This is a genomic window from Marichromatium gracile, assembly GCF_004343155.1.
Taxonomy (GTDB): Bacteria; Pseudomonadota; Gammaproteobacteria; order Chromatiales; family Chromatiaceae; genus Marichromatium; species Marichromatium gracile.
Window position 1 is genome coordinate 153,978 of the sequence record NZ_SMDC01000008.1, and the last position, 24,706, is coordinate 178,683.

General features: G+C 63.8%; 17 protein-coding genes and 1 pseudogene. 4 read left to right on the forward strand and 14 right to left on the reverse strand.

Annotation, left to right across the window (positions count from 1 at the left end; translation table 11 throughout):
* Positions 1 to 417: 417 nt before the first annotated feature.
* Entirely contained in the window at positions 418 to 2,943 is a 2,526-nt protein-coding gene (locus EDC29_RS12295) for a DEAD/DEAH box helicase (RefSeq protein WP_132230099.1), read from the reverse strand.
* Positions 2,944 to 3,061: 118 nt separating this feature from the next.
* Between EDC29_RS12295 and EDC29_RS12300 the strand changes: the two are divergent.
* A pseudogene (locus EDC29_RS12300) lies at positions 3,062 to 3,746 on the forward strand (IS1 family transposase).
* A 101-nt stretch (positions 3,747 to 3,847) separates the two neighbouring features.
* Here the strand turns inward: EDC29_RS12300 and EDC29_RS12305 are convergent.
* From EDC29_RS12305 to prpF, 10 genes are all read right to left on the reverse strand, one after another.
* Positions 3,848 to 4,552 (reverse strand): hypothetical protein, encoded by a 705-nt coding sequence (locus EDC29_RS12305; RefSeq protein WP_132230101.1) that lies wholly within the window; start codon positions 4,550 to 4,552, stop codon positions 3,848 to 3,850.
* A 108-nt stretch (positions 4,553 to 4,660) separates the two neighbouring features.
* Complete coding sequence (locus tag EDC29_RS12310; protein WP_132230103.1) at positions 4,661 to 5,107, reverse strand: protein tyrosine phosphatase family protein; 447 nt, start codon at positions 5,105 to 5,107, stop codon at positions 4,661 to 4,663.
* Positions 5,108 to 5,240: 133 nt separating this feature from the next.
* Positions 5,241 to 7,472, reverse strand: coding sequence for a tetratricopeptide repeat protein (locus EDC29_RS12315; protein WP_132230105.1), 2,232 nt, complete (start codon positions 7,470 to 7,472; stop codon positions 5,241 to 5,243).
* The gene (locus EDC29_RS12320; protein WP_132230107.1) at positions 7,472 to 8,455 is read right to left on the reverse strand and encodes an HAD family hydrolase; all 984 of its coding nucleotides are present in this window, start codon (positions 8,453 to 8,455) and stop codon (positions 7,472 to 7,474) included. The genes EDC29_RS12315 and EDC29_RS12320 overlap by 1 nt, the downstream gene beginning before the upstream one ends.
* Positions 8,456 to 8,485: 30 nt before the next feature.
* The gene (locus EDC29_RS12325) at positions 8,486 to 9,217 is read right to left on the reverse strand and encodes a hypothetical protein (RefSeq protein WP_132230109.1); all 732 of its coding nucleotides are present in this window, start codon (positions 9,215 to 9,217) and stop codon (positions 8,486 to 8,488) included.
* Between the two features lie 71 nt (positions 9,218 to 9,288).
* Positions 9,289 to 10,881: an arylsulfatase gene (locus EDC29_RS12330; protein WP_190288045.1), complete on the reverse strand. Its 1,593-nt coding sequence runs from the start codon at positions 10,879 to 10,881 to the stop codon at positions 9,289 to 9,291.
* 706 nt (positions 10,882 to 11,587) lie between these two features.
* Positions 11,588 to 12,658, reverse strand: a complete 1,071-nt coding sequence (locus EDC29_RS12335; RefSeq protein ID WP_132230111.1) for a DUF4340 domain-containing protein — start codon at positions 12,656 to 12,658, stop codon at positions 11,588 to 11,590.
* Complete coding sequence (locus EDC29_RS12340) at positions 12,655 to 15,549, reverse strand: Gldg family protein (RefSeq protein ID WP_132230112.1); 2,895 nt, start codon at positions 15,547 to 15,549, stop codon at positions 12,655 to 12,657. The genes EDC29_RS12335 and EDC29_RS12340 overlap by 4 nt, the downstream gene beginning before the upstream one ends.
* Positions 15,542 to 16,480 (reverse strand): ABC transporter ATP-binding protein, encoded by a 939-nt coding sequence (locus tag EDC29_RS12345; protein ID WP_132230114.1) that lies wholly within the window; start codon positions 16,478 to 16,480, stop codon positions 15,542 to 15,544. Before EDC29_RS12345 ends, EDC29_RS12340 begins: the two co-directional genes overlap by 8 nt.
* A 257-nt stretch (positions 16,481 to 16,737) precedes the next feature.
* Entirely contained in the window at positions 16,738 to 17,913 is a 1,176-nt protein-coding gene (gene prpF / locus EDC29_RS12350) for a 2-methylaconitate cis-trans isomerase PrpF (RefSeq protein ID WP_132230116.1), read from the reverse strand.
* A 247-nt stretch (positions 17,914 to 18,160) separates the two neighbouring features.
* On the opposite strand from prpF, the gene EDC29_RS17690 reads away from it, so the two are divergent.
* Genes EDC29_RS17690 through EDC29_RS12365 form a run of 3 tightly spaced genes read left to right on the forward strand, consistent with a single transcriptional unit; the run spans position 18,161 to position 19,488 of the window.
* Positions 18,161 to 18,370 (forward strand): IS3 family transposase, encoded by a 210-nt coding sequence (locus tag EDC29_RS17690; protein WP_424960599.1) that lies wholly within the window; start codon positions 18,161 to 18,163, stop codon positions 18,368 to 18,370.
* A gap of 24 nt (positions 18,371 to 18,394) precedes the next feature.
* Positions 18,395 to 18,832 carry a GNAT family N-acetyltransferase gene (locus EDC29_RS12360; RefSeq protein ID WP_165913510.1) on the forward strand — a complete coding sequence of 146 codons (438 nt, stop codon included), beginning with the start codon at positions 18,395 to 18,397 and terminating at the stop codon, positions 18,830 to 18,832.
* Between the two features lie 17 nt (positions 18,833 to 18,849).
* Positions 18,850 to 19,488 carry a hypothetical protein gene (locus EDC29_RS12365; RefSeq protein WP_165913511.1) on the forward strand — a complete coding sequence of 213 codons (639 nt, stop codon included), beginning with the start codon at positions 18,850 to 18,852 and terminating at the stop codon, positions 19,486 to 19,488.
* 495 nt (positions 19,489 to 19,983) lie between these two features.
* On the opposite strand, the gene zwf is transcribed toward EDC29_RS12365, so the two are convergent.
* The 3 genes from zwf to glgX are packed head-to-tail and all read right to left on the reverse strand — an operon-like array spanning position 19,984 to position 24,677.
* Positions 19,984 to 21,531 carry a glucose-6-phosphate dehydrogenase gene (gene zwf / locus EDC29_RS12370; RefSeq protein ID WP_123143143.1) on the reverse strand — a complete coding sequence of 516 codons (1,548 nt, stop codon included), beginning with the start codon at positions 21,529 to 21,531 and terminating at the stop codon, positions 19,984 to 19,986.
* Positions 21,532 to 21,558: 27 nt separating this feature from the next.
* On the reverse strand, positions 21,559 to 22,572 hold the full coding sequence (gene gnd / locus EDC29_RS12375; RefSeq protein ID WP_123141601.1) for a phosphogluconate dehydrogenase (NAD(+)-dependent, decarboxylating): 1,014 nt from the start codon (positions 22,570 to 22,572) through the stop codon (positions 21,559 to 21,561).
* Between the two features lie 26 nt (positions 22,573 to 22,598).
* A complete protein-coding gene (glgX, locus tag EDC29_RS12380; protein WP_123141602.1) occupies positions 22,599 to 24,677 on the reverse strand; it encodes a glycogen debranching protein GlgX in 2,079 nt (692 codons plus the stop codon).
* Between the last annotated feature and the right edge of the window lie 29 nt (positions 24,678 to 24,706).

Sequence of the window (24,706 nt, forward strand, 5' to 3'; positions counted from 1 at the left end):
GGGTCTGGCTTCGAGGTGCGTTCATCGAGCGGGGGATCCTTGATCGTGAGGGCGCATCGGGCGCGCAATCAGCGACGGGGCGACAGCCGTGGGCCGCAAGGCCAAGGCCCGCGATCCGTCGGCTTCGCGACCGGTCGCGTCCCGACTCTAACAGCCGGGGTCAAGAGGGGGAAGAGCGACTTCAAGCTGATAAGTGGGTGTCCGCTACGGGCGGTAAGTGGGTGTCCTTTTCCTCGCTTTTCCTCGCGTCCTTTTCCTCGCGACTATTAGCGTGATATTGGGGCCAGGAATTGTGCATATGATTGCAGTGGCCGCAATAAATGCCAAAAACAGTTCAGTGTTCATTGATCATGGCTCCAGTAATGCTCGCTAGTGAAGTTTCGCATATTTGGCAAATGGGTGTCCCTTGAATGCATCTTAGCTTTGCATTTTCTTATAACTTTCAGAATACTTGCTTGTTAAGCTCTGTACGTCTAATTCATGGGCATCTATTAGCTGCTGCATTTTTTGGTCACTTACTTCATGCATGACATACTGCCCGAACTCTTTAAAAAAACCTTTTACATTATCCTTGAGTTTTTTTAGCTTATTTTTTCTCATAACCTCAACGTGGTGTGTGAAGTCTGCATGATAAGATAACTTGATGGTAGGGATAATCAGAATTCGTTTACACTTAGCCTCGCCGTAAATGCTTTCGAACCAAGCGGCGTGAGAATTCATCTGGCCAGCTTCATGTTTAGATATCTCTGGCCTGGTTTCTTCAACCTCGTTTTTGCACTCTAATAGAATGTACTGATTTTCTACGCCACACCAAAGAATATCTGGACCTTTTTTGATTTCTTTATCGGGTCGCTGGCTCAGGAATCCGATTGCTATCCCTATCTCCATTACTGCGGATTCGAATTTTTCAGATGGCATTCCAAAAGATAAGTTCTGAAGAATTCCATTTAGGGAGATCATCATTTCCTGATAATCAGAGTACTGACCCACCCAATCTCGCATCCTCTTGATTCTGCTTTCATTTATAAAATCTATCTTTCTGTAACTTATTCCTTCTTTTGGCTTTAATAGTTGAAGGTTGTTGTGGAAAGCAGATTTCTGAATTTTGTTGGATTCGACTTTGCTGGTTCGGTACTTGTATCGAGCTAATTGCTGTAAGTACCAACCCTTTTCAGATGCGTCGTTGGCGAATTTATCGCAGAGACACTGCATTAAGCTGCAAGCTCTTGCATATTCGCCTATGGCAAACTGCCTCTCTGCCTCATACTCTTTTTTGAGTGTATCATGAATTTCTTTGCGTCCTTCTTCCGCAGAAACTTCATCCATCTCTTCGGAATAGTACTCCTTCCATCCTTCATCCCTATGAAGCCCTTGCCTCATAAGATTTACAAGTATCTCTTTAGGTTTTTCGTCCGTTGCGTCCTCAGTGGCGAATGATGCCGCTTGCATACCAATTTCTATCTGTTTTCTCGTCTGAGCAGAAAAATATTTACTGCTCAATGGGCTTTTTACAAACTTTACTAAATCACCACCAACTAGCAAAATGATGCTGTAATCTTTTTCACCTCTGACACTTCTGCCCAAGCCTTGCTCTACCTTTTGAGCTATACGAATATTCAAGATGTCGCTTTCAATTCTGCAATCTTCTTCATATCGATCTAAAAGCGAATCAAAGTAAGGTTTGGAGTCAACCACTAATATGCGGCATGCGCTATCAGGTAGGTCGATGCCGTCGTACCTATTTGCGAAAACAACAGCACTATCAAAGTTGCCGTCTTTTAGGGATTTAACCACATCAAAAATATCTGAACTGATAGCGACTTTTGCACCAATTTTCTCGTACTGCTTTTTCTTGCTAAAGCTAGGAATTAAAAAGACTACACCAAAATTACGGCCCGCTTTTGGCTTTGCCAGCCAATTTACGATAGAGTCACTATCAAGCTCCTCGCTAATTAGCGAAGGTATAATAATCATCTTTTCGCCTGACCACTTAAGGTCCGGATTCGTAATGGGATTTGATACAGCCTCTACGTCAAAGCCAAGTCCTTTTATGAAAAATGAATCATCCTGAGTAGTTGCAGACATTAAAATTCTGTTCTTTGCTCTCGAAAACGTGCCAAAGCTATCAATTGGCATCAGCGTCGGGGAAATCTCCAGTGTCTGGCCAGAAATAAATGCTTGACAATCTCCAATTTGATCTTTAATTACCGGCCACGTGAACTTTATTTCTGTATCTTCTTTGTTCTCGATGATGGCTTTGGTGATTTCTTCTCTCTTGTCATGCCAGCTCCAGTACGGTATTGGTAGCATGGTGTTGTAGTCGCCGCTTTTAATTTCTAAGTAGCTTCCTTCGCCTTGTTCCTTTATTTCTTCACCAAATATGGCCATTGCTCTCTCATAAAGCTCATGGTCTTTGTCTACCTTTATCGTTAAAGAGTTCTTTATAGAGTCAATGCACGCATGAGAGTCATCAAGAATGATAGAGCCAACAAAGACTGATTGCTTGCCAAGCCCAAAAATTGTTCTGCCGTTAAAAACCTTTTGAATATGCGTAATCAGGATGCGGCTACCATGTAGAAAATCTTCAGGAAGCTCGTTGCGCTTGCCGATTTCGCAAAATGGGATGCCGAATTTTTGAGCATCCAATCTCACTTGTTCTGCTAAATATTTGTTGGGGCAGACGTATAAGCATGGGCCATCATTTGAATTGATTTTGGATTGAAGAAGAAGCAATCCAATAAGCGTTTTGCCTTCTCCGGTATGCAGCTTTATTATGTTGTTCCTATTTTCTTTATGGGTTGAGTGCCATTTTTCAAGCACCAAAGTCTGAGAGTGGCGCAATGGCCCCGTTTCGCTACGTCTATCGAGAGAGTCGTAGATTTCAACTGGATTTGTTTTCTTTGGTGTTGTTTTCTTTTTAAGTCTTTTCTTGAAATCGACCATTGATCATATCCTAATGAATTCGGCGGATTAAATTATCCGATTTAGAAGTGTAGAAATTGAATAGGGGTGGCGCCCTGACCGATAGTTTAGATAAAATCAGAATCATCTTTCTTTAAGGATGAAAAAGATGTATCTGACATGCCCGCAGTGTCACTCCAACCATGTGACCAAAAATGGATTCAACCGGCTGAAAAAGCAGTTGTACAAGTGTCAAGATTGCGGTCGCCAGTTCGTTCTCCATCCTGCCAAGGGCCAGGTTTCTCAGGAAACCCGCGAACTGATCGATCGGTTGCTGCTGGAAAAAATCTCCCTGGCCGGAATTGCCCGTGCGGTGAAGGTCTCCGAGGCTTGGCTGCAGACTACGTAAACGAGAAGTAAAAAAAGGTTCCTCGTCAGGTCACGCTAAAAAAAACACCACACCCTAGGGAGTGATCCTAGAGTACGACGAGCTGTGGTCCTTTGTCGGAAAACGCCTGAGCAAACAATGGATATGGCTCGCCATGGATCGCCTGACCCGGCGTATCGTCGGGGTCAATGTTGGCGATCGTACGGAGCGACCCGCACAGGCTCTGTGGGACTCCATCCCAGCGCAATATCAGACTTCCGCTCCCGTCTACACAGATTTCTGGAGCGCCTATGCGCGGATCATCCCAGCACATCGACATTACCCCAGTGCGAAGTCCCAAGGGGAAACCAACCACATCGAACGGTTCAACGGTACAATCCGGCAGCGTATCTCCGGCTTGGTGAGAAAGTCGCTCACGTTCTCGAAGAACCAGGAAAACCATCTAGGTGCACTCTGAAACTTCATTCATCACTACAACGCTACGATGTGCGTGTGATTCATTGCGGGAAAGCTCAAAAACATCGAGCGATTCAAAATCCTATCAGTCAGGGCACTACCTTAACTTTCATGCGAAAAGTCATCGATATATTTCCAGACCTCGTTGGTAACGTCTCGAGCACGTTGTCCACGCCCGCGCAATTGCAGCACAAAGCTCATTCCGTCCCTCAGATTTACGCTATTCATATATTTATCGTTGCCAATTTCAGCCTTAGGGTCAAAGAGGCTCAGGGCTCTAGCTATAGCGCTAACAACAGAATTTCTATCCTCAAAATCTTCGTCTTCGAGTTGAGACAACTCGGCCAGCAGCCTGCAGTCGATCAGGGTTCCATCTAGCCAGTAGGTTGCAGCTGTATATCCTACACACCAGCGGAGTCGAGATTCTTCAATGCATACTTCCATAGTGGTTGAGTTCTGACCAACGAAGCAGCTACCAATGAGTACGCCATCGATTCGGTGGCGTCTCGAGCGCGATGCGATACGTAGCAGCAAACTGAGCATCGGTACTCCAGCAATATTTTTGCCTTCACCGTGCGCAGCTATGTAGACTATCCTGCTTTCAAGGTTTCCCTTGCAGAGACATTCCAGTGCTTTATCAAAGCTTTTTAAATCATAAAAATTTGCATAATGCACATCGGTATCACCGGTTAGCTTTGCTACTCCTTCAACGAAAGGAATAACGCTGCTGCGATTTGCATCCCTCTCGTCAAGTTCCCAAGGCGATTCCAACACCAAAATAGCACGGTTAGCAAAGCGTATACTCATAGGTAACGTCCTGGGGAGGCGATGGGGTGGGCCATTGTAAATTTGCGATCGCAGCTGACTGAGCTGGGAGCGCTTGGTGGAGCCTCTAAATTTTCATCAGACTACTTATCAGTCAATGCCTTTCGCAAATGACACAATAAACTCCCCCCAAACCCCATCCCCCACCCAAACCTCCCGCATCGGAAACCTCGCCACCTCCTCAGCCTCACCCAACTCAATCCGCCGATACAGATAAACAAACGCACTCACCCGCATGTTCCGCGCGCAGTGCACCCAGACGTGACGGCCCTCTCGCTGCAACGCGCGCAGCAAGACGGAGAAGGTCTGGTAGTCGGAGACCTGTGGCTGTTCCCAGTCGACGGGGATCTGGATGTAGCTCAGCCCGAGCGCGGTGATGCGTTCGGCCTCGCCGGGGAGGGCGTTGTGGGCGGTGGGTGGGGCGAGGTTGATGACGGTGTCGACACCCAGCCGGGGCAGGGCGGCGATGTCGGCCTCGGAGAGCTGGCCTGAGGTCCAGAGCCAGTCGAAGACCTGATGGGTGTTCTCGGCGTCCACGGCGCTTCGGTCCTTGCACGCCCAGGTTGCTGACCGACGCGGTCCGGCGATCTTCGCGGGCCCTGGATGTGGCTTCCACTCGAGTCTATACCACCCTTTTGGTGTGGTGGAAGCCCTGTGTGTACAGGTCGGCTCAGGGCGGCCCGAGCCGCTGCAGCTTGGCCGCATAGTCGAGCGCCAGTTGATGTTCGCCGTGACGGCGGGCGAGGTCGACGATGGCGACCAGCAGGTCGCGATCCTCCGGGTGACGACGCTGGGCGGCGCGCAGGGTGGCGAGTGCGGTCTCCGGCTCGCCGGCGCGGGCCTGAGCGAGCCCGAGGACATAGGCATGGCGTGCGTTGTCGGGGGCGAGGCGGGCGGCGTGGCCGAGTGCCTCGACCGCGGCGGGCCAGCGCTGTTGGCGGATCAGCGCGAGGCCGAGCGCGTGGTGCAGGGTGGCGGCCTCGGGGCGTTGGGCGAGCCCCTGGCGGAGGGTGCGCTCGGCCTCTGCGTCCCGACCGAGTGCGCGTTGGAGGTCGGCCAAGTTGACATAACCTGGGACGAAGCCGGGATCGAGCCGCAGCGCGGTGCGATAGGCGCGTTCGGCGGCCTCGGGGCGGCGGGCGTCGAGTTCGAGCAGGCCGATGTTGAGGTGTGACTCGGGCCGCTCGGCGGTGGCCAGTTGGGTGGCGCGATAGTCGTCGAGCGCCTGTTCCAGTCGTCGTGCCTCGGCGGCGTCGCGGGGCGTGGCGGCGAGCGGCGCGACGCGGCGCGCGGCGATCATGCGCACCGCGCGCACCGGGTCGTCGAGCCGGGGCAGCGCCAGGGCGCGCAGGGTCGCGGCATCGGCGCCGGCGAGTGCGTCCAGCGCCGCTGCGCGCACCAGGGGGTCGGGGTCGTCGAGCAGGCGGCGCAGGGTCAGCTCGCGCAGTGGATCGGGCGCGCCGCGCAGCAGGTCGAGCGCGCTGGCCCGGGCGATCGCCGGTTGGTCGCGGTCGGCGGCGAGCCGGAGCAGGCGCGGCTCGGCGGCGCGCGGGTCGTGGCGACCGGCGTGGAGGACCTCGCCGAAGTGGGACGCTCGCTCGGGCCGCGTGCCGTACCAGCGCGCCAGCGCCGCCTCGGCCCAGGTCGGATCGCGGTCCTGGTGACACTGGTTGCAGGCGTTGGGGGTGCCGAGGGTGCGGCTGAGGTCGGGGCGGGGGATGCGCAGGCTGTGGTCGGCGCGCTCGTCGATCACCATGTAGCGGCGCTGCGGCATGTGACAGGCGACGCAGGCCGCGCCGCTGGAGCCTGCGGGGTGATGATGGTGCGCCGGGGCGTCGTAGCGCGTCGCCGTGTGGCAGCGGGCGCAGACCGCATTGCCCGGCGCGTGTGGCTGGAGGTCGTGCGGGTCGTGACAGTCGCTGCAGGTCACGCCGTGCCGGTACATGCGGCTCTGGATGAAGGAGCCGTGGACGAAGACCTCGTCGAGGATCTGGCCGTCGGGGTGGTAGCGCCCGGGTTCGAGCAGGGCGAGACGGTGGGTCTGGCCGAGCGGCTGGCCGGGTGTCGGGTCCTCGTGGATCAGGCCGCGCCGGGCGTGACAGCGGGCGCAGGTGTCGAGTTCGTGCTGCGCGGTGCGCGCCACCGTGCGTCTGGGCAGGCCGTGCTCGGGGTCGATCACCCAGTGCCCGCCGTCGCGGTCGCCGAGGTCGACGCGCAGCCCCTTGGTCGCGCTCCACTGGCCGGGTCCGGCAGCGACCGCGCGGGCCTCGGCGACGTGTGTCGCGCCCGCGCCGTGACAGGCCTCGCAGGTGACGTCGATCTCCGACCAGGTGGTGTGGTAGCGGTCCTCGGCGAGGTCGTAGCCCTTGCGCAGGCCGGTCGAGTGACACTCGGCGCACTGGTGGTTCCAGGTCTGGTCGCGGCTGGTCCAGTGCAGCGGGTGCTCGGGGGTGAGCGGGGTGTCGGGGTAGAGATGGAACCAGCGCTGGCCGCCGTCCTCTGGCGCGCGCGCGTCCCAGGCGATGCCGAGGGGCTGGAGACGACCGCCGGGGAAGGCGATGAGGTATTGCTGCAGCGGCCACCAGCCGAAGGTGTAGTCGATGCGATAGGTGTGGATCGCGCCGTCCGGCCCCTCGGTGTCGACGTAGAAGCCGCCATCGCGACGGAAGAAGCGGCTGGTGACGCCGTGCACCTCGATGCGGGCGTCGGCGAAGTCGCCGAGCACCGTCTGCTCGCTCGCCTCGGTCATCGCCAGATCGTGGTGCGAGCCGCGCCAGCGCGCGGTCTCGGCGGGGTGGCACTCGGCGCAGACGGCGACGCCGACATGCCCGGGCGAGCGCGCCGGGCTCGCCGTCGGCGCGAGCAGCACGACGAACAGCGCGAGCGCGCGCGTCGGCGACATCAGCGCGGCGTGCTCGGCGCCGCCGGGAACACCCGCAGCCAGTCCTCGCGCATCGACACCAGTCGCCAGCCCTTGCCCTCGGCGTCGTCGAGCGCCTGGTCGAGCCGACCGATGGCGCTGTCGCGGTCATAGGCGTATTCGCGCTCGGGGTCGTCGTGGTGGATCAGCAGGCCGAGCCGGGGACCGTCGCCGCTGGTGGTCCAGTCGAGCATCTGGTAGTCGCCGTCGGAGTTGCCGACGGCGAGGATCGGGCGGCGACCGATGTGACGGGCGATGCCGACCGGCTTGCCGGCCTTGTCGTCGACGAAGCCGATCTCGGGTCGGCGCATCAGCCGGGGCTGGCCGTTGTCGCCGATCTCGTAGACCAGCTCGATCTGCGAGCCGATCACCTGCTCGGGCGGGATGCCGTAGACGGCCTCGGTCCAGGGGCGCATGAAGTCGATGCCGCCGCCGGAGACGATGAAGGTTTTGAAGCCTTCGGCGCGCAGATAGGCGAGCAGCTCCAGCATCGGTTGGTAGACGAGGTCGGTGTAGCGCCGGTCGAAGCGCGGGTGGTGCGCCTCGGCGATCCAGGCGCTCACCAGTGCGGCGAACTCGGCGCTGGACAGCCCGGTGTGGGTGGCGGCGACCAGTTCGAGGATGGCGTGGTGCCCTGCCTCGGCGAGTGCGTCGAGATCGTCCGCGAGGACCGCGTCGAAGGGCGGCTGGGTCGACCACTGCGGGTGTGACGGGGCGAGTGCTCGTACCCGGTCGGCGGCGAACACCAGCTGGGTGTAGACCGGTTGCTCGACCCACAGGGTGCCGTCGTTGTCGAAGACCGCGATGCGCGCCTCGGCCGGGACGAAGTCCGCTCCCGGGGTGGTGACGGCATCGACGAACCCGATGATCGAGGTCTTGAGCGCGCCCGCCCGCCACGAGGGCAGCGGGTCGGCGAGCGCGAGCGTGGGCAGGAGCAGGCAGGCGAGTAGCAGGCGCGGACGCATGGTGGGGATCCTTCCTGGGTGGTTGTCGGGTCAGAAGTGCCAGCTCGCGGCGAGCATCGGACCGCTGAAGCGGATGTGGTCGAGCCGCTCGTCGTCGAACGACCAGGCGAGATGGCGATAGAGCAGCGAGACGGCGAGCGCCTCGCGGCGATAGCTGATCCCGCCGAGCGCCTGCCAGGCGAGGTCCGACTGGCCGGCGCCGAGACCGACCCGCCAGGGCAGTGACCAGCGCTGATCGAGCGTGATCCGTCCGCGCAACCCGCCGATCAGATCCCAGGCGCCCTGCGAGGCGCGGCGCTCGCGGGTTCCGGGAATCGTGTTCGAGAAGTCGATCTCCAGATCGAGCCGCCGCACCCCGGCGAGCAGGTCGAGCTGGAGGCGCTCGCGCTCGACCAGCCGGTATGCGCCGCTCAGGTCGAGGATCCAGCCCTTGGTGCCGAGTTCGGCATCGACCCGAGGACCGCCGCCGATCGGCAGGGTCGCGCCACCCTCGGCGCTGACGTTGAGATAGACGACGTCGCCGATCAGCGTCCAGGGTCCGCGTCTGGCCTCCAGGGCGCCCATGAAGGCGAGATCGAGGTTGCGGATCAGGGTGTCGAAGCCGACGTCGAGCTCGGCGCCGCGGGCGGTCTCGCCCTCGATGCCGGCGCCCCAGAGATAGAGGCTGGCGCGGTAGTGGGTCTCCTCGGCGGTGCTGGAGGCGCTGGCGAGGACGCAGCCGGTCAGCAGGGCGGTGGTGATCCGGGGACGAATTGGGGACATCCGTGGCTCCTCGGGTCGAGAAGGATCGGCGCGCGCGGGGACGCCGCGGTCCCCGCGCACCGGTGCGGCGCCTAGTGCGCGCCCGGGGTCAGCATGGTCTCCATCACCTTGTCGAGACTGAAGCTCGCCGCCTCCTGGCGTGGCGGGAACTCCTGGAAGGTCTCCAGGAAGTTCGCCACATAGGCCTGTGCCGGCACCAGCAGGAAGGCGCGGTCGAGCTGCCAGTCGTGATAGGTGTTGGAGGTGATGGTCGCGCGCTCGTACGGATCACGCCGCAGGTTCTCGATCAGCGGCACCCGCAGCGGCACGAAGGGCTCCATCCACACCCGCAGCGTGCCCGGGCTCTTCTGCTCCATGAAGAGGATCTTCCAGTCGTCGTAGCGCAGTGCGGTCAGGTCGCCGTCGTCGGAGAAGTAGAAGATCTCGTGGCGCGGCGTGTCCGCGGTCTCGCCGGTGAGCAGCGGCAGGATGTCGTAGCCGTCGAGATGGACCCGGTAGTCGCGCCCGATCGCCTGATAGCCTTCGAGCAGTTGCTCCTTGATGCCGGGCTCGCCGGCGATCGCGAGCAGCGTCGGCAGCCAGTCCATGTGGTGGACGATGGCGTTGCTCCAGGTTCCGGGCTCGATCCGGCCCGGCCAGCGCACCATCGCCGGCACCCGCCAGCCGCCCTCCCAGTTGGTGTTCTTCTCGCCGCGGAAGGGGGTCGCCGCCGCGTCCGGCCAGGTGTTGTAGTGCGGGCCGTTGTCGGTGGAGTAGAACACCAGGGTGTTGTCGGCGATGCCCAGCTCGTCGAGCTTGTCGAGCAGCTGGCCGACGTGCATGTCGTGCTCGACCATGCCGTCGGCGTACTCGTCCTGCCCGGAGATGCCGCGCAGCTCGTCCTTGACGTGGGTGCGAAAGTGCATGCGGGTGCCGTTCCACCACACGAACCAGGGCTTGCCCGCCTTGGTCTGCTCCTCGATGAAGCCGAGCGCGCGGGCGACGGTCTCGTCGTCGATGGTCTCCATCCGCGCCTTGGTCAGCGGGCCGGTGTCCTCGATCTTCTGGGTGCCGTCGGGCAGGGCCCAGGCGTGGATCACGCCGCGTGGTCCGAAGCGCTCGCGGAAGGCCGGGTCCTTGGGATAGTCGAGGTTCTCCGGCTCCTCCTCGGCGTTGAGGTGGTAGAGATTGCCGAGGAACTCGTCGAAGCCGTGGTTGGTCGGCAGGTGCTCGTCGCGGTCGCCGAGGTGGTTCTTGCCGAACTGGCCGGTGGCGTAGCCCTGCGCCTTGAGCAGCCCGGCGATGGTCGGGTCGGCCTCGTGCATGCCTTCCTCGGCCCCCGGCAGCCCGACCTTCGAGAGCCCGGTGCGGAACACGCTCTGGCCGGTGATGAACGACGAGCGCCCGGCGGTGCAGGACTGCTCGCCGTAGTAGTCGGTGAAGGTCAGGCCCTCGTCGGCGATGCGGTCGATGTTGGGCGTCTGGTAGCCGACCAGTCCGTGGGTGTAGGCGCTGATGTTCGACTGACCGATGTCGTCGCCCCAGATCACCAGGATGTTGGGCGGCTCGGCGGCACCCGCGGTCGAGACCGCGAGCAGCGCCGTCAGCCCCAGCCCCAGGGCGCCGCGCCGATGGCGTCCCCTCGGATGCGTGCGATACGACCTCGGATGTTGCGATCGAGCCATCTGCAATCTCCTCTGGTTGGTCTTGCGTTGCGCGCGCGTGCGCCGGACGAGGGACGAACGCCCGCCCGGGATCCGTCATGCGACCCCGGGGCAGTGCCCGATGTCGCGTCATCAGTCGAGTGAGCGAATCGGACGTCGAACCCGCTCGGGGAGGTGTCGCCGTCGCTGGGGCTTGGGGCGTCGTCCTTCGGGGTCGGTCGGCGGAATGGCGGTCGAGGTCGGTTGCTGTTGGGTTTTACACTTTGGGTGTAAAAGACTCGTTCGCAAGTCGCTCGTTCGGGGCGAGCGACCCGAAGGGCATACCGGTGTGACGGGCGGGGGCGGTGGATGGTGCCCCGGCGCTTGTGGGCCTGACTCGGGCAGGGAAAAAGAGCGATCGGCCAGCTCGCTGGTTGGCCAAGGCGCGGCGTGCCGCAGGATGGATGACGGTCTCGTGTGGACCGATGGGGTGAGTGACCGACAGGCCCGATACCGATGATCGGCGTCCGCGCCCGGTCACTCATCCCATCCTACGTCTCGTCCAGCTTCCAGCGATCAGCTTCCAGCCTCCAGTCGGGGAGGCTGGTGTGCATGATCGGCGATTGACGGGAAGACGGTATCTTGGCGGTTTAATCTCTCCGGCTGGCGGCTGGCCCCCCGTCCACCAACGCTGCCGAGTCGGCGATCGAACGCTGGATGGACGGGGAGCCCGAGACCGCCGACCGAATCAGTCCGGCTGCGCGGGAGAGGAAGCGGGCTCGGTCGAGATCGTCTCGGCGGGCGTCTCTGGCGGCGCGCTGTCCGGCGCTGCCGGGCTCGCGGGCTCCTCCGCCGGTGTCGGCGCTTCCGGTGCGACCGTCAGGTCATCGGCCTCCAGGTCGAGCAGCTCGCCGAGGTCGTAGCGGGAGAGCCGGAAGACATGGGGCAGGTGGTCGCTCTGTAGCGCATAGTCGCCGTCGTCGAGCGCGCCGATGCGGTAGTGACGCGTGCCCGTCTCCAGGCTGAGGTCGAGTTCGAGCACCGGCTGGTCGAGCCCGGACTCGGCCCCGGCATCGAGCAGGGTGCGGTAGCCGAGGTTGGCGACGCTGCGCACCAGGGTGTCGATGGCGTGCTGGTCGGCGCTGCGGCCCTCGGTCGCGCCCTCCAGTTGCCAGCCCTCGCCGTCGCGCGCGACCCGCCAGCCGTCACCGGCGATGGCGGTGATCTGCTCCGGCTCGACACGCAGCAGTCCGGTGTCGATCCAGTCCTCGGCGCGGTTGGAGAGATCGGCGAGGGCGAGCGGCAGGTCGAGCACCGCCGTCTCCCCGGCGGGGCGGGCGAACAGCCGACGGTAGCCGGGCGAGTCGCCGGCATAGAGTGTGGCGAGCGGCTCACCAGCCTGATCGGCGAGCACCAGCCGCCGCTCGAAGGCGTCGTCGGCGACGCGGAAGCGTGCCAGGGCCGCGTCGCTGGTGGCGATCGGCGGGGTGCGGCGCAGTGCGCCCAGGGTGTCGAGCAGGCGCGCGACCTGACCCGCGCGCACCGGCACGCCGCCGAGGCTGGCGAGGGTCCAGCCGTCCTCGCCGCGTTCGAGCACCAGCGGCTCGCTGTCGTCGGGGCCTGCGATGGTCACCCGCGCGACCGCCTCTGGGTCGAGATCGAAGAGCGCCGCGCCGCTCGGGGCGGGGGCGCCGACCCCGGCGCCGCCGAGCCCGAGGATCAGGGCGAGGAGCAGTTGCAGCGCCAGGAACGCGCCCAGCGCGATCACCACGGGCGCGCGCAGATCGGCGCGCCAACGCATGTCGATGGCCGTTGTCATCGTGCTTCACCTCCGCTGGCGAGGATGGCCGCCGCGGCGCGGGCGCGCCGCCGCCGGGCCATCCGATGCAGCCAATAGACCAGTGCCAACCCGGCGAGGGCGGCGAGATAGTTGATGGCCTCCCAGAACACCCGTGCCTGCTGGTCGAGCGGCGCCAGGGTGCGGCTGAACTGGCCGCGACCGCGCAGCGCGAGCAGCCCCCGGTCCTCCAGCGACCACTCGACGGCGTTCTGGATCAGCTCGACCGGCTTGAGGTAGTGGGTCTGGGTGGCGTCGGTGGCGAGCCCGATGGCGGTGTCGGTGAGGAAGCTCGACGAGCCGATCAGGATCAGCCGCGCCGAGGCCGGCGAGCTGTCGACCACGCCCGAGATCACCGGCGCGGCGTCCTCGGTCTCGGCCTCGTCGGCCGCCGTGTCGTCGTCGCTACCTTCGAGCAGCGGCGAGGGCCGACCGGCGAAGGGCGAGTCGAAGCGACCCTCGAGGGCGACGGCGAGCAGCTTGCGGCCCCGGTCATCGCCGCGGGCGAAGCCGAGCGCGCCGTGGGCGTCGAAGTCGGGCTGCATCTCCTCCGAGTCGCTGCTCCAGGCCCGATCCGAACTCTCCAGCAGTCGCGTCACCCGCCGCCCGGTCGCGGCCTCGGCATCGAGGGTGATCGGCGAGGTCCAGTTCATGGTGATCCAGCCGAGGTTGGCGGTGATGCCGGAGTCGGCATCGAGCCCGTCGTCGCGCACGTCGGGGAAGTAGGGATAGTCGAGGGTCTGGATCTCCTCGACCAGGAAGCCGCCGATGTCGCGCTGCACCGGGATCGGGAAGGGGGTGTTGCGCGGGTCGAGCACCAGGCTCGGCTCCAGGGTGATGCCGTGATGGGCGAGCCAGTCCTCCAGTCCGGTGTCGATGCGCCGGGCGCCGATCGAGCCGCCGCCGAGATCGACGTCGAAGCGCGAGGCGGCGAGGATCACCGTGCCGCCCTGCATCAGGAACTGGTCGATGGCGAAACGCTGGCGCTCATCGAGCGACTCGGGGGCGATCACCAGCAGCAGATCGGTGGTGTCGGGGACCTGGCCGCTGCCGAGATCGGTGTCGACGAGGTTGAAGCCCTCGCGCAACCGCTCGCGCAGCAGGCTGTAGCCGGGGCCGCCGGCACCGGGCATGCCGAAGCGGTTGGGGCCCTGCTGCGGGGTGTAGAGCGCCAGGGTGCGCAGCATCCCCGGGGCGAAGCGTTTGACCGCGGCGGTGATGGTGCGGTCGAGCCCGGCGCGGTCGAGCGACTCGGGCAGCGGCACCGGGATCACCTGCTCGCCGGCGCGCACGATCATGTAGAAGTAGAAGGGCGTCGGGTCGAGCAGGCTGACCACCAGCGGCTCGAAGCCGTACTCGCTGGCGATGCGCTCGGCCAGGGCGCCGTCGCCGGCGTCCGGGTCGCTGATGCGGTAGTCGAAGCGCCCGTCGGCGCGCTCGGCGAACTCGGCGAGCACCGATTCCAGATCATCGCGCAACGCCGGCAGCGGCTCGGGCAGGCGCTCTGGGGCGGAGACGAAGGCCTCGAGCGTCACCGGCGTGGTCAGCCCGGCGAACACGTCGGCGCCGCCGCGATAGCCGTAGAGCACCTTCTTGATGGTGCGGGCGATGTCGTACTCGGGGTTGCGCAGCCGCACCTCCAGGTCGGACTCGCCGCGCACCTTCACCTCGATCAGGTCCTGGAAGCCCAGGGTCTGGTACTGATCGCCGTACTGCACCAGCAGGTCGAAGTAGGAGTTGACCACCGAGGTCTGGTAGCGATCGGCGCTCTGGAAGGCGACCGGGTGGATGCCGTAGCGCTCGCCGGCCTCGCGTTCGAGATCGGGGTGGTCCTTGGGATCGACGAACTCGACTCGCACCCGATCGCCGCCGGCGATCTCGATCTCGCGCAGCAGGTCGCGCAGTTGCGGCACCAGCGGGGCGAGCAGCGGATGGGTCTCGGCGCTGAAGTAGCCGCGGATCAGCAACGGCTCCTGGAGCTGGGCGAGATAGTTGCGGGTGGGCTCGGAGATCGAGTAGATCCGCCCCTCGGTGAGGTCGACGCGGGCGTTGCCGATGGCGTTGAGCCACAGGTTGGCGGCCACCAGGTTGGCCACCACCAGCAGGGTGACCAGCCGCCAGCGCCGGTGATGACGCGGGTTGGCCTCGTCCTCGGCCCAGCGCAGCCGCTCCAGGCTGTGGACGGTGAGGGCGAGGAAGATGCCGACGATGCTCAGGTAGTAGGCGAGATCGCGCAGATCGATCACCCCGCGGGTGATGGAGTCGAAGCGCGCCCCGGTGCCGAGCAGGCGCAGCAGCTCGCCGCCGCCGTGGCCGAACAACCCGGTCAGGGTCTCGGCGCCGATCAGGTAGAAGAGGGCGCAGATCAGGGTCGCGCCGATCAGCGCGACGATCGGGTTGTCGGTGCGCGCCGAGACGAACAGCCCGATCGCGAGATAGGCCGCCGCCAGCAGCAGGGTGGCGAGATAGGCGCCGAACACCGGGCCCCAGTCGAGCGGGCCGAGCAGCGCGACGGTGAGCGGCAGCGGCAGGGTCAGCGCCAGGGCCACGGCGACCAGCGCGAGCGCGGCGAGGAACTTGCCGAGCACCAGCCGGTAGAGCGGCACCGGCAGGGTGAGCAGGGTCTCGAGGGTGCCGGCGCGGCGCTCCTCGCTCCACAGCCGCATGGTCAGCGCGGCGCTGAGGAAGATCAGCAGGATCGGCATCCACTCGAACAGCGGTCGCACGTCGGCGATGTTGCGGGCGAAGAAGGCATCGACCCAGAAGAAGACGAACAGACAGACGGCGAGGAAGCCGCCGATGAAGAGATAGGCCACCGGCGAGCCGAAGAAGGCCGCCAGCTCGCGGCGGGCCACGCGCAGGGTCTCAGCCATGATGCACCTCCACGGGCCGCTGGGTGACGGCGCCGAACAGCGCCTCGAGGTCGTGATGCTCGGGGGCGAGCGCGTGGAGCGGCCAGTCGCGCGCGGTGATGGCGGCGGCCACGCTCGGCGCGGTGGCGTCGGGATCGGCGGTGGTGAGGGCGTAGCGATGGCGTCCGTCGGCGCCGCCGAGGTGCTCGACCGCCTCGACCCCGGCCAGCTCGACGAGCGCCGGGCGCGCCTCGTCGGGGCCCCGGTCGAGGGTGACCATCAGACGGGGCGCGCCGCCGATGCCGGCCAGCGGCCGATCGAGCGCGAGCCGGCCACCGTGCATGATCAGCACCCGATGACAGACCGCCTCGACCTCCTGGAGGATGTGGGTCGAGAGGATCACCGTCGCCTCGCGGGCGAGTTCGCGCACCAGATCGCGCATGTGCTGGATCTGCGCCGGGTCGAGCCCGTTGGTGGGCTCGTCGAGGATGAGGATGCCCGGCTCGTGGAGGATCGCCTGGGCGACGCCGAGGCGCTGGCGATAACCGCGCGAGAGGGTGGCGATGGTCGCCCCGGCCTTGGCGCCGAGCGCGGTGCGCTCGATCGCGCGGCGGATTCTCCGTGGGCGTTCGGCGGTGGCGATGCCGCGCAGCGCGGCCTGGTAGTCGAGCGCCTCGATCACCGTCAGCTCGGGCGGCAGCGGGCAGTTCTCGGGGAGATAGCCGATGCGCCGCTGGATCGCGCGACGCTGCGCGGCGATGTCGAGCCCGTCGACGCGGATCTGTCCCGCGCTCGGTTCGAGGAAGCCGGTCAGCATCTTCATGATGGTGGTCTTGCCCGCGCCGTTGTGGCCGAGCAGCCCGACGATCTCGCCACGGTCGATGGAGAACGACACCTCCCTGACCGCTTGCAGCTCGCCGTAATTGCGACTGAGCTCGCGAACCTCGATCATGGTCAAACCTCGGTGATGGAGTTGCGAAGATGGGTGCCGCGCGCTGGCGGCAGGGCATGGATTTCACCGCAATCGACCCGGTATCCGCAAGGGTTCTCGCATGATCGTGGACGCAACGGAACCAATCGGGCGCGAAACCATCGAAAGCAGTTCGGTCTGTCGCTGGCGCCGGTGGGCGATGCGTGGCGGATCGATCGAATCCGGCCCCGCCGTCGAGGCGAACCGAGCCGCTGCAGCCCCCGACTGGCCCTGGCCCCTCACCAGGGCACCAGCACCCGACCCTCCATCAACCGCCGCGCGCTGCGCCGCATGATCGCGCGGCGCGCCGTCCAACCCGCGTCCGCGGGCACCACCTCGGCGCCGACCTCCAGCACCCCGGCGGGGTGACCGATACGCACATGGCGCACGCCGTGCTCGCCGGCCCAGGGGGTGAGGGCGTTGACCAGGGTGCCGGGGAGGGCGGCGGCGACCGCCAGCGCCACCGCGCCGGTGCCGGTGAAGGCGTGGTGCAGCCGCCCCATCGAGAGGATGCGGGCGAGCAGGTCGCAGCGCGTGGCCGGAACGCTGGCGCCGGTCGAGTCGCGATAATCGGCGGCGGGCGCGACCCAGGCGAGCTTGGGGGTGGCCGGTCGCGCGCGGCTCACCGCTTCGGGCGTCTCGCCCAACCCCATGCGCACCGCGCAGTGGGCGCGGATGCGTTCGAGCCGGTCGAGCAGCGCGGGGTCGCCGTCGATCGTCGCGCGCTGCTCGCGCCCGTCGAGCCCGAGATCGGCCGCGCGCACGAATACCGTGGGGTTTCCGGCGTTGATCAGGCTGACCGCGAGGACGCCGACCCCGGGGACCTCGATCTGCTCGCACGCCCGACCGGTAGGCAGCAGCGGCGCCTCGGCCGAGCCTCCGGGGTCGAGAAAGCTCAGCTCCACCGCCGCGCCCGGCCAGGGCACACCGTCGAGCCGGAAGTCGCCGTCGACCACGGGCTCGCCGTCGCGTACCGGCACCCGGGCGATGATCCGCTTGCCGATATTGGCCTGCCAGATACGCACCTCGGTCACCCCCTCCTGTGCGCGGACCAGCCCCTCCTCGATCGCAAAGGGACCGACGGCGGCGGTGAGGTTGCCGCAGTTGCCGCTGTAGTCGATCACCGGGTCGGTGATCGAGACATGGCCGAAGCGGTAGTCGACATCGCAGTCCGGGCGCTCGGAAGGGGCGATCAGCACGACCTTGCTGGTGCTCGAGGTGGCGCCGCCGAGCCCGTCGATCTGCTGCCCGTAGGGATCGGGGCTGCCGAGCGCGCGCAGCAGCAAAGCATCGCGCTCGACAGGATCGGCGGGCAGGTCGGCGGCGTGGAAGAACACCCCCTTGCTGGTACCCCCGCGCATCCACACGGCGGGAACGCCCCGCTGGGCGCGACGGGGGCGGGTGGGATCGGACATGGGCGGAACTCCTTGGCTGGACGATCGCCCGATTGTCCACGCGGCGTCCGCGAGCCGCCAGCCTTCAGCTCCCAGACCCCAGCTCCGTAGGTTGGGCTGCCGCATAGCGGCAACCCAACTTCTGGGTAGTGCCCTGACCGATAGGTTTCGATAAGATCAGAATCTCTTGCTTTAGAGGCTTTAGAGGCTTTAGAGGCTTTAGCGCGGGGAATGGACACCACGTGACGACGGGCCGCTGATCAAGGCGCTGAGCGCGCTGGCCGAGCGCCATCCATCCGCCGGTTTCCGCAAGCGCCATGTGCGGCTGCGCCGCGCCGGACATCCCTGGAACCACAAGCGGGTCTGGCGGGTGTATTGCACGCTCAAGCTCAATCTGCGGCGTCAGCGCAAGCGGCTCCGTGCGCTCCGCCCGCCGCAACCGCTGGTGCAACCGATCCGTCCCAGCGACGCCGGTTAGCTTTACGTTAAGACTAATATGAAAATGGAATATTCCTTCCGACCTGCAAATCCTGAGGATCAAGCGCAATTGTTCGAGCTATACCAAGCAGTGATGGGTGGGTACATCGAACAGATCTGGGGCTGGGATAGTCGATGGCAGAAAGATGATTTTTCAGAGCACTTTGATCCAGAGCAGATAACGGTGGTTTTACGCGAAAGTCAACCGATAGGTTATGTTCAAGTAGAGAAGCATAGTGATGAACTCTACATCCGAATGCTTTTAATCGCTCCGGAGCATCAAAAGAAGGGTCTTGGAGCAAACATTTTGAAGCGGATTATCTCCTCTTCATCGAAGCAGCATCTCGGAGTCAAATTGCAGGTTTTCAAAATCAACGAGCCAGCAAGGCGCTTTTATGAGCGCCATGGGTTCAAGGTAGTTGGAGAAACCCCGGCTAGTTTAGAGATGGCGCTCTATGCCTGATGGAGGTTCCTGAAATCATGAAACAACTCGGTCGTTACGCTGTAATTATTTTTTTTAGTGTTCTTGTGGCGTCTTGTGCATACCAAGTTCCAGTAGATATTAAGCCATCGTATTCTATTTATTCATCTTATGACCAGCGCTTGCCAGGAACGGCTGCAATCTTCGTCGATTCTGAAGGTGCCTCTGATGAAATTCGAGTTAGTGGGCTTACTTGTTCAGCGCACAAATTTCCTGTTAATGCTGAGTTTGGAATCGAGGCTGCGATTATCAAAACGCTTGATAATTTAATCGAAAACATCCAGCGCGTTGAAAAACCTCTTAGTCAAACTCAACTTTCTTTATCTGGGGCCAAAGCGATGATTATCGTAAAGGTCGAAGATATGGATGTCGATCTTAAGGTTATTCCAGGATTTTTGAGCGCAGACATGGAGAGCGAGGCGGAAGTCGTTTTAGGTGTAATAGTAGAGACTAAGAATGGCCGACAGCTTGGAAAGACTGTAAGTGGAGACGGAGAGGGTCGCGCTGCGGCAGGGGGCGCCTGTGAGGGTGGAGCAAAAGCGATCGCAGAGGCTCTTGAAGAAGCAGTTAAGGATGTTCTGTCAGAAATGGGTGAAGAAATCTCAAATTCAGAACGGCTTAGAAAGGCAATGCGTTGATAAAGGTGGTAATTTAAAATGCCTGGCGAGCGAATCAAGCCGCCTCCAAAAAGCACGCGTCGATTTCTGCGCAATTCATGAGAATTTTAGCTGCACACATTTTGATTTGGCTTATCCGCAACGTTCGACCTGAAAAGACATGGGGCGAATTTCGCCGTTCGATGTGCAGGATTTAGATGCCGCTTGCTGAGTTCTGGTAGGCCGGGAGCAAAGAAAGGCGCTTTGTAACTATATCAATGATTTCATACGTTCATCGAAAACTTGATGGCGCGAATGCTGATAATTGATTCAGGCGTCTTAAAACCGCGCGCCAATTTCTCAGCATCTTTCACATATTGCTGTTAGCACGGTTTTGGGAACGCCTGATTCATGACGTTCTATCAGCCTCCAGTGAGGATTGGTGGCCACCGCTGTTGACTGCTGACCTACACTGGGGGCTGTTTGCTGAAGGCTGGCCGCTTTCTTTACGGTTCAAGCGTCTTCAGCCGCTGGCGCTCAACTCGTCGAATCCGCCCCGGGCGTGAGGATGCGGCGCCAGCGTCGGCCGTCGTTGCGCAGCAGGTCGCCGGCGGCGGCGGGGCCCCAGGTGCCGGCGGCGTAGTTGGGGAAGTCGCGTGCCGGCAGCGCGGACCACACGTCCTGTACCGACTCGACGATCTCCCAGCCCTTCTCGACGGTGTCGGCGTGCTTGAACAGGGTGGCGTCACCGTGCATGCAGTCGTAGATCAGGGTTTCGTAGCCGGTGGCCGGGGCGTTGCCGAAGTAGTCGGCGTAGCAGAAGTCCATGTTGACGGTGCCGACGCGCATCTTGGGCCCGGGGACCTTGGCCCCGAAGCTCATCTGGATGCCCTCGTTGGGCTGGATGCGCAGCACCAGCATGTCGGGGTCGAGCTGGTCGACATCGGTGTCCTTGAACATGATCTTGGGGGCGCGCTTGAACTGGATGACGACCTCGGTGTACTGGGCGTTGAGCCGCTTGCCGGTGCGCAGATAGAAGGGCACCCCGGCCCAGCGCCAGTTGTCCATGCTGAGCTTGAGCGCGGCGAAGGTCTCGGTGCGCGAGTTGGGCGCCACCCCGGGCGAGGTGCGGTAGGCCTGGACTTGTTCGCCGCTCGGCATCCGCCCCTCGCCGTACTGACCGCGCACGGCGTGGGTGAGCACCTGCTCGGGGGTGAGCGGCTGGAGTGCGTCGAGCACCTTGTTGATCTCGTCGCGTACCGCCTCGGAGTCGAACGAGTTGGGCGGTTCCATCGCCAGGAAGCCGAGCAGTACCAGCAGGTGGTTGGGGATCATGTCGCGCAGCGCGCCGGCCTTTTCGTAGTACTCGCCGCGGTGTTCGACCCCGACGGACTCGGCGACGGTGATCTGCACGTGATCAATGTGCTGGCGGTTCCACAGCGGCTCGATGAAGGCGTTGGCGAAGCGGAACACCATGATGTTCTGCACGGTTTCCTTGCCGAGGTAGTGATCGATGCGATAGATCTGCTCCTCGTCGAGGTTCTGGTGGAGCAGCCGGTTGAGCGCCCGGGCCGACTCCAGGTCGTCGCCGAAGGGCTTCTCGATGATCACCCGGCGCCAGTCGTCCGGGGTCTCGGTGGTGAGGCCGACGGCGCCGAGCAGCCGGGTGATGTCGCCGAACAGCGCCGGCGGTACCGCGAGATAGAACAGATAGTTGCCGTCGGTGCCGCGCTCGGCGTCGATCCGGGTGAGCCGCTCGCAGAGCGCGACATAGCTTTCGCGCTCGGTGATGTTGCAGCGCATGTAGTGGATGCGCTCGCACAGCCGCTCCCAGACGTCCTGGTCCCAGGCCGCGCCGACATGATTGCGCACCGCCTCGGCCATGCGGTCGCGGAAGGCCGCGTCGTCGAGTTCGAGGCGGTCGACCCCGAGCACCGCGAAGGTCTCGGGCAGCAGCCCGCCGCGCGAGAGGTGATAGAGCGCCGGGACCAGTTTGCGCCGGGTGAGGTCGCCGCCGGCGCCGAAGATGATCATCACGTTCGGTGGCGCCGGCGGGGCGTTGTCGGAGGTCAGTCGTTGTTGCATGGGGATCGCTCCTTGATGGGCGGGCGCTCAGGCGGACTTCTCGTGGTGACCGCCGAACTGGTAGCGCATCGCCGAGAGGATGCGATTGGCGAACTCGGCCTCGCCCTGGGAGTTGAAGCGCTCGTAGAGCGCGGTGGTGAGCAGCGGGGTCGGGGTGCCGGTCTCGATCGCGGCGATGCTGGTCCAGCGTCCCTCGCCGGAGTCCGACACCCGTCCGCTGAAGTTGCCGAGTTCGGCGTCCTCGGCGAGCGCGTTGGCGGTGAGATCGAGCAGCCAGGAGGAGACCACGCTGCCGCGCCGCCACAGCTCGGCGACCTCGGCCAGGTCGATGTCGTACTGGTAGTGCTCGGGGTTGGCCAGGGGCGCGGTCTCGGCGTCGGTGGCGCGCTCGGCGCGCCCGGCGCCGGCGTGACGCAGCAGGTTGAAGCCCTCGGCATAGGCGGCCATGAGGGCGTATTCGATACCGTTGTGGACCATCTTGACGAAGTGTCCGGCGCCGCTCGGTCCGCAGTGGAGATAGCCCAGCTCGGCGCCGCGCGGCGGGCCCTCGCGCCCGGCGGTGCGGGGGATGTCGCCGACGCCGGGGGCGAGATCGGCGAGGATGGGTTCGAGTCGGGCGACGGCCTCGGTGGCGCCGCCGACCATCAGGCAGTAGCCGCGCTCGCGTCCCCACACCCCGCCGCTGGTGCCGCAGTCGATGAAGTGGATGCCCGCAGGCGCGAGCCGTGCGGCATGGGCGATGTCGTCGCGGTAGTTGGAGTTGCCGCCGTCGATGATCGCGTCCCCCGCCTCGAGCTGGGGTTCGAGCACGTCGATCACCGAGTCGACCACGCTCGCCGGGACCATGATCCAGACATGGCGGGGGGCGGCGAGTTGGGCGCACAGCTCGGCGATGTCCGCCGCGCCGCTCGCGCCGTGCTCGACCAGGGCGGCGACCGCCGCCGGGTCGCGATCGTAGACCACGCACTGGTGGCCGGCGGCGAGCAGGCGCTGCACCATGTTCGCGCCCATGCGGCCGAGTCCGATCATTCCGAGTTGCATCGTTGCGCCTCCGTTGGCAGTCGTGATCAGTGGAAGAAGCCTTCGAGCACCACCACCGCGTGCGCCTCCACACGCAGCCGCGGTTGTTCGATCGGCGGTTGTGCGCCGGGGTCGAACACCCAGGGTTCGCGGGCGGTGTCCAACGCCAGGTACCAGGTCATGCCGGCGATCGGCGGCAGCGCGAACTCGAGCGGCTCACTGCCCATGTTGAGCATGACATGCAGGGGCGACTCGCCCTCTTCAAGTCCGTCGAGGGTGAAGGCGAGGGCGTGGTTGCCGGGCGCGTCCCAGTTCGGCTGTTCGAGTCCGACCCCATGCCAGCGGATGTCGGGCAGGGCGTGTCCGGGTGCGCGCTCGCCGGTGAAGAAGCGGTTGCGACACAGCGCCGGGTGACGGCGGCGCAGCGCGATCATGGCGCGCACGAAGTCGAGCATGGCGGCGCTGTCGTCGTGCATGCGCCAGTCGATCCAGCCGAGCGGGTTGTTCTGGCAGTAGGTGTTGTTGTTGCCCTGCTTGGTGCGCAGCAGTTCGTCGCCGGCGTGGAGCATCGGCACCCCCTGGCTGAGCATCAGGATGGCGATGAAGTTGCGCGCCTGACGCCGACGCAGGGCGAGGATGGCGGGGTCGTCGGTGGGGCCCTCGACGCCGCAGTTCCAGCTCAGGTTGTGGTCATGGCCGTCGCGGTTGTCCTCGCCGTTGGCCTCGTTGTGCTTGTGGTCGTAGCTGACCAGGTCGTAGAGGCTGAAGCCGTCGTGACAGGAGACGAAGTTGATGCTGTTGGTCGGCAGCCGGGCGCGGCTCTCGTAGAGATCGCTGGAGCCGGCGATGCGGGTGGCGACCTCGGCCACCAGTCCGGGGTCGCCGCGCACGAAGCCGCGGATCACGTCGCGATAGCGTCCGTTCCATTCCGCCCAGCGGTAGCCGGGGAAGTCGCCGACCTGATAGAGCCCGGCGGCGTCCCAGGCCTCGGCGATGATGTGCGCGCGATTGAGCGCCGGGGAGAGCTCGATGGCCCAGAGCACCGGGGCATGGTACTGCGGGTTGCCGTCCTCGCCCCGGGCCAGGGCGCTGGCGAGATCGAAGCGGAAGCCGTCGACGTGCATCTCGCGACTCCAGTAGAGCAGCGAGTCGATGAGAAAGCGGGTGACGATCGGGTGGTTGCAGTTGAGGGTGTTGCCGCAACCGGTGTAGTCGCGATAGCGGCGCCGGTCGATGAAGTCGAGGTGGTAGTACATCTCGTTGCCGAGCGCCTTGAAGCTGATGACCGGGCCGTCCTCGCCGCCCTCGGCGGTGTGGTTGAAGACCACGTCCATGATCACCCCGATGCCGGCCCGATGCAGCGCCTTGACCAGGTTGCGGAACTCGTCGCGGGCCTGACTGACATCGACGGCAAAGCCCGGGTGGGGGGCGAAATAGCTGTGGGTGCTGTAACCCCAGAAGTTCTCCAGCCCGCGCGCGGCGGTCGCCGGGGGCACGTCCTGGGTGTCGAAGGCCATCACCGGCATCAGCTCGACATGGGTGATGCCGAGCGATTGCAGATAGGGGATCTTCTCGATCACCCCGAGGAAGCTGCCCGGGTGCGCGACCTCGGCGCTGGGGTGACGGGTGAAGCCGCCGACGTGCATCTCGTAGATCACCGAGGCATTGAGCGGGATGTGCAGCGGATGGTCGCCCTCCCAGTCATAGCCGTCGCGCACCACCTGCGCGCGCATCGCGGTGGCGGTGTTGTCGCCCGGTCGGCAGGCGGTGGTGCGATCCCACAGCAGGTCGCTGACGGTGGTCGCCCAGGGGTCGAGCAGCGCCTTGTCGCCATCGAGCCGACAGCCGGTCTCGCGGGTGTCGCAGCGTCCGCGTACCCGCCAGTTGTAATAGGTGCCGTCGGGCAGGTCCTCGACGAAGACGTGCCAGAAGAAGAAGGTCCGGTTGACCCTGGGATCGAGCGCGATGACCTCGTCGGGCTCGGTGTCGTCGGCGCGCTCGAACAGCAGTAGCTCCATGGACTCGGCGTAGCGCGAGAAGACGCAGAAGTTGACGCCGCCCTCCATAGGGGTTGCGCCGGTGTTGTCCCAGACACCGGGCTGCACGGAAGATCTCTGTCGCGTCATGGTACGGCTCCTGCTCATGATCGCCGCTG